The following is an 11274-nucleotide window of genomic DNA, read 5'->3' on the forward strand; positions in this document are numbered from 1 at the left end:
ACACCGAGTATTGAGTAGTGAAAAGCCATCCTTTATAGGGTGGCTTTTTTTTGGGCGCTTATAGGTGTTATGGGGGTTTATTGGAAAGGGGGCGGCATGACTGTAATACAAATTTTGTCAAAAGATACTCAAGACTTTAGGCAAGTGGTGCAAGCAGTAGCTGCTATCGAGTCTATCGTCCAGCCGCAGGATGCGTGGTCGTATCAGGCGATGATTGATTTGTTTGAGCAAGACAGTGTCCATCTGCTGATCGCTTATGAGTCAGCAGAGTCGGCTGCAGCCATGCAAGGTTACTGCCTATATCAAAGCGTCTTTGAACAAGCAGAAATTTTACGCATTGGCACTCATCCTGATTATCAGCGCCGCGGGCTTGCGTCGCAAATTTTTGCGCAGTTACACTTAGCGCTGAGAGATAAACAAGTAGAGAGCCTGCTATTAGAGGTGCGAGCAGACAACGCGCCTGCGATTGCGTTATATAAGCAGCAAGGCTTTGAGGTGATCCATCAGCGTAAAAACTATTACCAGCTAGCCCAGAAGCCAGCTGTCGATGCCCTGATCATGCAGCTGACTTATCGTGATTTTAAATGATTGGTTTCATGATTTTAAATGATGGGTAGATGATATGTAATGCGCTTGTTTAGCAATGCAGCTGTGCAACCTTACAGGTCTGCGGGGAGTTTTCTTTTGCAAACGTCGACGTTGGGTTTGTAGTCACCGTCTGCTCTCATGCGCTCAAGCACTTCAATGCGCTCGGTGAGCAGCTCAACCATCACATTGATATTGGCTTGTTGTTTTTTTACTTGTGCCAGTTTTTGCTGTGTAAGGAGTAATTGTAGGTCGATGTCTAATTGGCCATCATAATAATCATTGAGGCTGTCTCTGATTTCGGTGAGCGTAAAACCGATGGCTTGCGCGCTTTTTATCAGCTCAATACGTTCAACACATTCAGGATGAAACTCAGTATATAGCCGTGAGCCTGCCTGACGTTTGCGCGATCTGAGTAGGCCTAGCTGGTCATAGTGACGCACCGTGTCTTTGGTGGTATTGGCTTTGGCAGCCAGTTTTCCAATTAACAAAAATGAGGTATCAAGTGCCATAATAATCTCAAAAGTGGGGCGCTATTTGCTGCTTTGCCAAGGGTGTGGTGTATCAAGCAGCGAGACTGCTAGCGGTTGGTGGGAGTCACTGTGCCAATGCTCAGCATCACTTACGAGCAAGCTATCTAACTGATGCAAAAAGTCAGCACGAGGTAAGGTGGTGGCGCCCAAGCTCATGAGGTGCTCGTTTGGCAATTGGCAATCGACCAGTGCGACCTGACTTTGCTCGCATAAACGCATTAAACCCCAAAACGCCATCTTGGATGCGTTTGAAGCACGGTAAAACATCGATTCTCCAAAATAAATACCGCCCAGCTTTAGACCATAAAGTCCCCCGATCAGTGTGTTGGTTTCGTCCCATACCTCGATACTATGGGCAAAGCCTTGGGCGTGTAGCTTGCCATAAGCGTCGATCATCTCTTGATGAATCCAAGTATGCTCGCCTTCAGGCAGGTCATTGCTACGCGGTAAGCTACAAGCATGGATGACTTCGTCAAACGCTTGATTGAGAGTGAGTTGCCAGCGCTCTTTTTTGGCCTGACGGCGCAATGACTTACTGGGTATATACTCAGCCGGCAACATGACGCAGCGCGGCTCAGGACACCACCACGCGATAGGCTCGTCTTCATTAAACCAAGGAAACAGCCCCTGCGCATAAGCAGAGATGAGCGTCTCGGAGGCCAAATCACCACCCAGCGCCACGATGCCGATGCCATCAGGGTCGATGGTGGCGGGGTCGGGAAACTCATAACGGCCAAGACTTTTTAGGGTCTCAGGCGTGATGGGATTATGGTTTTGTTGCCAAAGATGACTCATTTAGGCTTCTTTATCAGCAGTCAACGTCGAGGCGTAGGTATGGTCAGAAACATCTGCCTCACCGATGGCATCGAGATATTTTTCTGCATCAAGGGCGGCCATACAGCCGGTACCTGCTGAGGTAATGGCTTGACGATAGACGTGATCGGCGACATCACCTGCCGCAAATACCCCTTCGACACTGGTCTGGGTGGCGTTACCATTTAGGCCGCTATTGACGATAAGATAGCCGTCTTTCATAGCTAGCTGACCTTTGAACAAGTCGGTATTTGGCTTATGACCAATCGCCACAAACATACCCATGACATCTAGGGTTTTGGTGCTACCATCGACGGTAGATTCGATCACCACCCCATTGACACCCATGTCGTCACCAACCACTTCTTTGACTTGGTGGTTCCACTCAATTTTGATATTACCGTTTTTGGCTTTTTCAAACAGCTTGTCTTGCAGGATTTTCTCGGAGCGCAAGCTGTCGCGGCGATGCACCAAGGTCACCTCAGAGGCGATGTTTGATAGGTATAAGGCTTCTTCGACCGCGGTATTGCCGCCGCCGATGACCGCGACTTTTTGGTCTTTATAAAAGAAACCGTCACAAGTAGCACAAGCAGATACGCCAAGACCTCTAAATTTGGTCTCTGACTCCAAGCCCAAATACTGCGCCGAAGCGCCCGTTGAGATGATAAGCGCATCACACGTGTAGCTGCCATTGTTGCCCGTCAATTGAAACGGACGTTCGTTTAGATTGACATCATTGATATGATCATAGACCAACTCGGTACCGAAACGCTCGGCATGTGCCTTCATACGTTCCATCAACGCAGGCCCAGTCAAATCGTACGCATCGCCTGGCCAGTTATCAACTTCTGTGGTGGTGGTCAGCTGTCCGCCAACTTCCATACCCGTGATCATGACAGGCTTTAGGTTAGCGCGCGCAGCATAGACAGCCGCGGCATAACCGGCAGGGCCTGAGCCTAAAATAATGAGCTTTTCGTGACGTGGGGCAGTAGTGTCAGTTGCCATGAGTTGTTCCTTGCTAAATATACGAATTAAAAATGTAAGTTATAAATATAATAAAAGACGAATATCAAAAATGACTACAAATATGCTTCTTCTAATTGCTATGTGATAATAACATAAGGGCAGTTGGCAAAAAGTGCAAGTTTGCTAAAGCAAACATGGGTATCATTACAATCAAAGCATCAAGCCCTTGAATTTTAGGGCGCTAAAGGTAGGCGCTAATCGGCCAAGTCTTAATCAAATCCGGTGTAATGGTGATGATAAAGGTGTATTGTTTTATTTTCTTAAGAAGACTGTCGCCACTGTCCCTATGTATTTGTTATTATAAGAAGTTATGCCAAGCGCAGTAAGGGCTAAGTAATCTTGTCATCTATTTTGATAACCGCGCTTATAATTGTTTTATACAAGTAGCCATTGCCGCTGCGCTCGGTATCTTGGTACAGGTTGATCGGTACCGTTTATGTCAGCACTTTATGCCAGCATGGTTAGCGTTAATCATGGGTTGGCGACCATTTAGTATTATTAACAAGGCAGATCTTACGTGATATCAGCACCGCTAATTGAGTATTTAAAAAAAGGAATATTTACCCTGCTTGGGTTAATACTGACCGTTTATCTGTTTGTCATTTTGATGACGTATACGGGTAATGACCCTAGCTGGTCGCATATCAGCAGCGATATGACCACGATCAACAATATGGGCGGTAAAACTGGTGCATGGTTGTCAGATTTGCTGTATCGGTTTTTTGGTTTTGGCGCGTGGTGGCTACTGGCGTTTATGGTCTATGAGTCCATATTGATTTGGTGGGACAATAAGCCAACATTTTGGCTGATGCGCTTGGTCGCTTATGTGTTTTTGTTATTAAGTGCCAGTGCGCTGTTTGCTCAATTGGTCGCGCTGGTGCAGCAGGTTGCAGATCCTGTAGCCACTGAACTAGAAGGTGTGGCGGGCGGTATCATCGGCCTTGAGCTTCAAGCTCGTTTGGCGCAGCTATTATCGCAGTGGGGGAGTGTGGTGTTTTTGACCGTGTTTGTCACCATCACTGCAACCTTTGCGTTTAATATTCACTGGCTGAGCATTTATCAAAAAATCACCACGCTGGCTTGGCTAGGCTCAGGGGTCAAAAACAAAGAGGCGGCCGCTGTTGATGACCAAGCGAGCAAGCAGTACAGCGCTGCTGGATATAGTGATGACCAACAGGCGCTCAAAACACCAGCAGCCTCAGAGCATGAGCAGCTAGCATTAGAGCTGCCCACTGCTGATGCTACGGATGGCGCACAGTCTGCGGATAAAAGTGGCCGATTTGGCAATGTGTTGTCCGAGTTTTTGACCACATCAGGACTGGCTGATAGTGTCAAAGCCTCGGTGGCTGCCGCGACACAAGCTGCAAAAGCGACTACATCGCCTGACAGCGTAGCGCCGCCTGCCATGCCGACACAGTCGAGCGCCGAGCCGCAAAGCCCCGTAGCCGCTGCCAAAAGTGGCGCGGTCAGTGCCAGCGATGCAGCCGCGGCGACGGCCACCCCTGTGATGACTCGCAAAGTAGAGCCAAGCTTTGCATGGAATGATGCGAGCACGGTGGATGATTTATTGGCCAGCGAGCAGGCGCACTACCATACTGATGGTAGCTTTGTTGCTGGTGATAGCGATGTTAATGGCGATAGCTATATGGCAGATACGACCGACGATATCTCTGAGACTGCATCTACCGTATCCGCCTCTTATGACAATAGTAATGAAACGCTAGATAATGAGGCGACCTCTGTGACGTCAGCTATAGAGACTCCCGATACTGATGATACGGCCACTGACGATGTCGATACCTTGGCTGAGGCATGGTTGGCAGAACACGCAGAGACGCTCACTCCTGCTACTGCAGCAGTCGATGACGTCGTATATAAGAAGGAATCGACGTCAGATGCTGCCGCGCCCAGCTCCGTATCTATGGAGAGTCAGGCAGCTGGTAGACCAGCGGCAGAGGTAAGAGAAGCAAACGTATCACATAGCTCAGAGGTAGAGCCTGTCGAGCCCTCATTCAGCTCGGCGTCTACCACGCAACCCTCTGCTGTAGAGCCTACCTCAGAGGTTGCTACCTCTATCGCAGACACCGCGGATATGACCCCGACCAACACGCCGCCTGACAACCCCAAACAAGCACCAACAGTGGCGGCGCTGACACCAGAAATCTCTACCAAGCCTGCGGTGAGCTTTGCGGTACCAGAGGGAGATAGTAGCAATCATATCACCGATATGATGCCAGATGATGATGCAGAGACAGCTGCAGCCGCCATGCCAGACATCAGTGATGATGCCGCATTTAGTAAAAAGTCACGCTCAATGCAAACAGCGGCATATCGTAATAGCCTTACGCCGATACCTGAGATGTCTATCTTGGACAAGCCAGACCCTGAGCGTAAGCCCAGCTATACCGTCGCAGAGCTTGAGCAGTTGTCTGAGTTATTAGAGATTAAGCTGCAGGAGTTCAATGTCAAAGCAAGCGTGGTGAATGCCATACCAGGGCCGGTGGTGACCCGCTTTGAAGTCGAGTTGGCACCAGGCGTCAAAGCCAGTAAAGTCACGGGTATCTCGCGAGATTTGGCGCGCTCGCTATCGATGGCGTCTTTGCGTGTGGTCGAGGTGATTCCAGGCAAGCCTTATATCGGTATCGAAGTACCCAATAAAAAACGCGAAATGGTGCGTCTGATTGAGCTGCTCAATACGGAAACATATAAAGACCCTAAAGCGCAGGTTAGCATGGCGATGGGTAAAGATATCGGTGGCAATCCGATCATCACCGATCTTGCAAGGGCGCCGCACATGCTGGTCGCCGGCACCACAGGCTCTGGTAAGTCGGTACTGGTCAACTCCATGCTACTGTCCATGCTCCTCAAATATACCCCCAATGAGCTGCGCCTGATTTTGATTGACCCAAAGCAGCTTGAGCTTGCCAACTACAATGATATCCCGCATCTACTGACGCCAGTGGTCACTGACATGACTGAAGCGGCCAGTAGCCTCTCGTGGTGCGTGGCGGAGATGGAGCGCCGCTATCAGCTCATGAGCCTGCTGAAGGTACGTAAGCTGGGCGAATTTAACAAAAAAGTCGTCGCCGCCGAAAAAGCAGGCAAGCCTATTATCGATCCGCTATGGCGACCCAACGACAGCGTCAGTATGAGCCAAGCGCCTAAGCTTAAGACATTACCGATGATTGTGATTGTCGCAGATGAGTTTGCTGATATGATTATGCAGGTCGGTAAACAGGCCGAAGAGCTGATCACGCGGTTGGCACAAAAGTCACGCGCGGCTGGTATTCATTTGATGCTCGCCACTCAGCGTCCGTCAGTCGACGTCATTACCGGTTTGATCAAAGCCAATATTCCAGTGCGAGCCGCCCTTCGTGTGAACTCAAAGGTCGATTCGCGTACCATCTTGGATAGTGGCGGTGCAGAGGACATGCTCGGTAACGGCGATATGTTGTTTTTAGGGCCAGGACAGATCGAACCGGATCGTGTGCATGGCGCTTACGTCAGTGACGAAGAGGTCAACCGTGTCTGTGACGCATGGCGTGAGCGCGGCGCACCCGATTATATTGACAACATGGCGGGGAACTTTGAGCTATCTAGCCCTGGCGGCGGTAGTACTGGCAATGCGTCGGGTGAAGACGACGACCTATACGATGAGGCAGTCGCCTTTATCATGGAAACGCGCAAAGTATCAGCCTCTAGTATTCAGCGTAAATTTAGTATCGGCTATAACCGCGCCGCTCGTATTGTCGACTCCATGGAGGAGGCTGGGCTGGTCAGCTCGATGGGTAAAAGCGGCAAGCGTGAGCTGCTGATGTGATGAACAGTGAGTTTGATTGAGTGACAAAAAGCGAGTTACAGTAAGTAGCTCGCTTTTTTTATGAGCGTTTGTAGCACAGTCATATTATTGGCAAAGTTGTCCGCATAAAGCGGCACGGTGATGGGTATTAGTGTCAAGCATAAATTCATGGTCTGGTATAGAGTAAACACAGCAGTGTCGATAAGGTGGTTACTATTGAAGCGATGAAACCGATATACTAAAAGTGATAAATAACTTAAGAACAAGGAAGCTCGGTTATGTTTAAAGAATACACCCAGTATGATGCGATAGCGCTAGCGGCATTGGTTAATGCCGGAGAGGTCAGCGCCAGAGAGCTGCTGGATGCGGCTGTCTATCAAGCTAATAAGCTCAACCCTAAGCTAAATGCCATCATTCATCGTTTTGATGAGCGTGCCTATCACGCAGCGGCGCAAGGCCTACCGGCAGGCGCGTTTACAGGCGTGCCTTACTTGCTCAAAGATTTGTCATTTAGCTTTGAGGGAGAGCCTGTCACGATGGGCAGCCGTAGTGTCAATATTGTCTCAAAAAACGACAGCGAAATCGTCAAGCGTATGAAAGCCACTGGCGTCAATACCTTTGGCAAGACCAATACCCCTGAGTTTGGGTTGATCATCACCACCGAGCCCAAGGCGCATGGCGCAACGCATAATCCCTTTAAAAAAAGCTACAGTGCTGGCGGCTCCTCAGGCGGTAGTGCAGCGGCGGTGCTCGATACGATTTCCTGCGGCGTGGTGCGGCGCGTTTGGCTTAAAGCCTAGCCGTGGCCGTAACCCCATGGGCCCGACATTTGGGGAGGGCTGGGAAGGCGCTGTCGCCGATCATGTGATTACCCGCTCCGTTCGCGATAGTGCCGCGATGCTCGATGCCACCAGTGGCGCTGAGATTGGCGCGCCCTTTATCATTGCGCCGCCAGAGGGGTCGTTTTTGCAGGCTGCGATGCGCGCACCGCGGCAGCTGACCATTGCGCTACATCAGCAGCCACTGATTGCAGGTACGGTGGTGGACAAGGAAGTGCTGGCGGTCCTTGAACAAACCGCCAAGCAGTTAGAGGCCATGGGGCATCGCGTGGTGCCTGCCGAGCCTAACATCGATATCGAGCAATTTTGGCATGATTTTATGGTTGTGGTGTGCGCCCATACAGCATTTACCATCGATAATATCGAGCGTGATTTTGGGTCGCAGCATATCAAAAAACTAGAGCCACAAACCTACAATATGGCGCTTTTGGGTCGTTCATTATCAGCGGTAGACTTGGCGCATGCCAAACACGGCTGGCATCACAGTCAATATCAGACAGGGTTATTACTAGAAGAGTACGATATGATTTTGTGTCCGACCGTACCGACACCAGCGGTCAAGCATGGCGTACTACCGCCTAGCCGTATGGATGAGATGCTGATGCGTAGCGCAGAGCTGCTCAATAAAGGCATAGATATGGGTAAATACGCCTTTAGCTCAGGCATGATAGAAAAGTTGAGCCAGCCTGTGCTGAGTAAGATGGCTTTTACCTTACTAGCTAATGTCACAGGTTTGCCCGCGATGTCACTGCCGGTAGGCATGAGCAAAAAAGGCTTGCCGATTGGTATGCAGCTGATCGGGCGCATGAATGATGAGGCGACGTTGTTTAGTATCGCAGGTGAGATGGAGCGTGCAGGGCTGTTTACGAAGTCAGCGTTTGAGAGGTAGCTCAAGCTATTCAAAACAACGTCGTCAAAACGCAGCAGCTAAGACACCTTAGTCGAAGCGATAAATATCCATACCTAAGCTATGGTGCGCCATGCTTTGATGTATCACTGAGACGCGCTGGCCGGCACCCAAAGCAAAAAACAGTGGCAACAGATGCTCATCACTAGGATGGATGTCTTTATAATTGGGATAACGCTGCCAATCAAGAGCGCTTGGAATGTCGGTTTTGAGCTGCTTGAGCAGCCATATTTTAAAACTATTGGCGCTCTGATCGATGCTGTCCGCCTGCCAGCGCAGGGCTTGCAAGTTATGAGTGATATTGCCTGAGCCGATGATCAGTATCTGCTCATCACGCAAACGCGCCAGCTGCGCCCCTAACTGATAGCAAGCGAGACTGTCATAATGCTGCGGCAAAGAAATCTGTACGATCGGAATAGTGGCCTCTGGATACAGATGTTTGAGCGGCGCCCAGACACCATGATCAGATGCGCGCATGGGGTTTAGTCTGCAGGTAATACCGCGCGCGGTGAGCTGCTGCGCAAGCGACTCGGCAAGCAGCGGATGACCTGCGGCAGGGTATTGTATCTCATACAGCTCAGCGCCAAACCCAGAAAAATCATGCCAAGTCTTTGGCTGAGGATTGCTGCTGATCTCAAGCTTTGCTGATTGCCAATGTGCCGACATAATAATTATGGCACGCGGCACAGGCAGGTTTTGGCCGATACGCGCCAAGGCACTGGTCGTCGCTGACTGCTCTGTGGCTAGGCTTGGCGCGCCGTGCGAGACAAATAGCGCAGGCAGCTTTGCGTGCTTAGAGAGGGTAGAAGTATCGGGCCACGCATCAGCGGCACTAATGGGCGCTGACGTGTGGCTGCCTGATGGTTGCTGCTCGGCGCTCGGCGCAGTAGCAGTAAGTGCTGTGTTTTTTGGATGAGTCATGTAGCGTTTATTAGGGCTTGCAGCGATATTTCAATCCTGCCTGTCTGTTATCCTACCAAAAGCCTGATCTGTCTTGTGAGTATTTAGTTGCCACGGTGATAGGGGTGGTTGTGATTGATGCTCATGGCGCGGTAGAGCTGCTCCATCAATACCACGCGTACCAGTGGATGCGGCAGTGTCAGCGCCGATAGTGACCATTTGACATCGGCCTTTGCCAACACTTCTGGCGACACGCCATCAGCGCCGCCAATGACCAGTGCGATATCATCGCCTTGCTGCATCGAGTCTGCCAGTTTTTCCGCCAGCCCTTCTGTCGAGAGCATCTTCCCTTTGACATCTAATACCCATAGCTGCTCGCGGCTGGATGCTTGGTGAGCGGCCAATATGGCTTGTCCTTCTTGCTCGCGGTACTGAGCGAGGTTAGCTTTAGAAGAGTTCTTTGCCCGCTTTGCTGCCGCTATCTCGACAATCTCAGTACTGAGCATGGGCTGAATACGTTTAAAGTACTCATCAAAACCAGTTTGTACCCATTTTGGCATCTTAGTGCCCACGGTCAAGATTCTTACCTTCATATGATGTACCACTTCGATAATTAAAAAATATAACAAAAAAGAATGTAACAAAAGAATTCTACGCTTAAGATATTGTAACAAACAAGCCTTTTACCTCGCATTTTTTTGTGCTTTACTAGCGTTTGACAAACAGTTGTTCTTTCTATTTGTTTTTAGTTCTCGTTCGTAGTTACTACATATTCAGATAGACCGTTTTTAACGAAAGGAGTCGTTTATGAACCGTATTACAGCCAGTACGCTCACCCTTATGGCAGGAGCCTTATTGCCCCTATCTGCGCAAGCAGCCTCACTAGATGGTACACAGTGGCAAACCATCGATGATAAGACAGGGGAGAAAAAAGCCATCATTCAGCTAAACGAAAGAGGTGGTAAGGTTTCAGGTAAAATTATTAAGGTGCTTAATAAAGAAAAAGCCAAAGCCGTCTGTACTAAATGTCCTGGTAATCTTAAAAACCAGCCAGTGGAAGGCTTGCAGATTTTGACCGGTCTCAAGGCAGAGGGCAACAACCAATGGAGCGACGGTAAGCTGGTCGATCCTGAGTCTGGCAAAGTGTATTCAGGAAAAATCACCTTAAGTGACAATGGTCAAAGTCTTGATCTGCGCGGTTATGTCGGCACGCCATTGTTTGGCCGCTCACAGACGTGGCAACGCATCAAATAGAATGCTTACTGCATTAGTCATCTCAAAATCAGTCACTTCAAAACCCCTCACATCAAAGGCTTAATGGTTTGCGAGATAGTGTTTTCTTTGCCGTGCGTGTCATCTGTAGGTTTGGGGATAATGGTCAGCTTGGCGTCAGACTCAAAGACCACCGCTTCGACATCATCAAAGCTGTTGATACCTTGAGAGCGCATCGCACATTCTATCTCTTGACGGGTCAGGCGCTCAGACCGCATGGCATCTGGCAAAAACTGGCCTTGATAAAAGACGATACGCGGCTCTGATAAAATAAAGTTACTAAACTGCGGTGATACCGAGGCGTATTTGGTGACCAAAAACTGCAACAGATAAAGCACCAATATCGAGGAAACCCCTTCGATAAACGGAATGTCCTTGAGCAAGATGGTGCTGGCACCCAGAGACCCGATCATCACCGTGACGACCCAATCGAAGTTGTTGAGCTGCGAGGTGGAGCGTTTGCCTGAGACTTTGGTCACCAGTACGATTAAGACGTACACCATGACGGTCGTCAACACGATACGGCCAAGCTTGTCTATATTGTCAAAAAAAATCATGTCCATAAAGCTAGCTCCTATTGAAAATACCAAAGCAAGTCGC

11 protein-coding genes are annotated in these 11274 nt (G+C 49.6%); 5 read left to right on the top strand and 6 right to left on the bottom strand.

All coding sequences use genetic code 11. From position 1 onward, the window contains the following. The first annotated feature begins 96 nt into the window (after positions 1-96). On the top strand, positions 97-588 hold the full coding sequence (gene rimI, locus NK638_RS10085; protein ID WP_274632919.1) for a ribosomal protein S18-alanine N-acetyltransferase: 492 nt from the start codon (positions 97-99) through the stop codon (positions 586-588). Between the two features lie 71 nt (positions 589-659). Here the strand turns inward: rimI and NK638_RS10090 are convergent, their stop codons facing one another. Genes NK638_RS10090 through trxB form a run of 3 tightly spaced genes read right to left on the bottom strand, consistent with a single transcriptional unit; the run spans position 660 to position 2936 of the window. Next, on the bottom strand, positions 660-1097 hold the full coding sequence (locus NK638_RS10090; protein WP_274632920.1) for a MerR family transcriptional regulator: 438 nt from the start codon (positions 1095-1097) through the stop codon (positions 660-662). A 21-nt stretch (positions 1098-1118) separates the two neighbouring features. Beyond that, entirely contained in the window at positions 1119-1913 is a 795-nt protein-coding gene (aat, locus tag NK638_RS10095) for a leucyl/phenylalanyl-tRNA--protein transferase (protein WP_274632921.1), read from the bottom strand. Continuing rightward, positions 1914-2936 carry a thioredoxin-disulfide reductase gene (trxB, locus tag NK638_RS10100; RefSeq protein WP_274632922.1) on the bottom strand — a complete coding sequence of 341 codons (1023 nt, stop codon included), beginning with the start codon at positions 2934-2936 and terminating at the stop codon, positions 1914-1916. A 538-nt stretch (positions 2937-3474) separates the two neighbouring features. Here trxB and NK638_RS10105 point away from each other — a divergent pair. The 3 genes from NK638_RS10105 (at position 3475) to NK638_RS10115 (ending at position 8484) form a co-directional block, all read left to right on the top strand. Next, a complete protein-coding gene (locus NK638_RS10105; RefSeq protein WP_274632923.1) occupies positions 3475-6777 on the top strand; it encodes a DNA translocase FtsK in 3303 nt (1100 codons plus the stop codon). A 257-nt stretch (positions 6778-7034) separates the two neighbouring features. Then, entirely contained in the window at positions 7035-7556 is a 522-nt protein-coding gene (locus NK638_RS10110; RefSeq protein ID WP_274632924.1) for an amidase family protein, read from the top strand. Then, positions 7492-8484: an amidase gene (locus tag NK638_RS10115; RefSeq protein ID WP_274632925.1), complete on the top strand. Its 993-nt coding sequence runs from the start codon at positions 7492-7494 to the stop codon at positions 8482-8484. The genes NK638_RS10110 and NK638_RS10115 overlap by 65 nt, the downstream gene beginning before the upstream one ends. 48 nt (positions 8485-8532) lie before the next feature. Here NK638_RS10115 and NK638_RS10120 read toward each other — a convergent pair whose 3' ends face one another. After that, positions 8533-9423, bottom strand: a complete 891-nt coding sequence (locus NK638_RS10120; protein WP_274632926.1) for a DODA-type extradiol aromatic ring-opening family dioxygenase — start codon at positions 9421-9423, stop codon at positions 8533-8535. An 83-nt stretch (positions 9424-9506) separates the two neighbouring features. After that, positions 9507-9995, bottom strand: a complete 489-nt coding sequence (gene rlmH, locus NK638_RS10125; protein ID WP_274632927.1) for a 23S rRNA (pseudouridine(1915)-N(3))-methyltransferase RlmH — start codon at positions 9993-9995, stop codon at positions 9507-9509. 214 nt (positions 9996-10209) lie between these two features. Between rlmH and NK638_RS10130 the strand changes: the two genes are divergently transcribed. Further along, complete coding sequence (locus NK638_RS10130; RefSeq protein ID WP_105244863.1) at positions 10210-10656, top strand: DUF2147 domain-containing protein; 447 nt, start codon at positions 10210-10212, stop codon at positions 10654-10656. A gap of 47 nt (positions 10657-10703) precedes the next feature. Here NK638_RS10130 and NK638_RS10135 read toward each other — a convergent pair whose 3' ends face one another. Beyond that, on the bottom strand, positions 10704-11237 hold the full coding sequence (locus tag NK638_RS10135; RefSeq protein ID WP_274632928.1) for a DUF421 domain-containing protein: 534 nt from the start codon (positions 11235-11237) through the stop codon (positions 10704-10706). Positions 11238-11274: the final 37 nt, after the last annotated feature.

It is taken from the genome of Psychrobacter sp. A3 (assembly GCF_028823565.1).
Classification (GTDB): Bacteria; Pseudomonadota; Gammaproteobacteria; order Pseudomonadales; family Moraxellaceae; genus Psychrobacter; species Psychrobacter celer.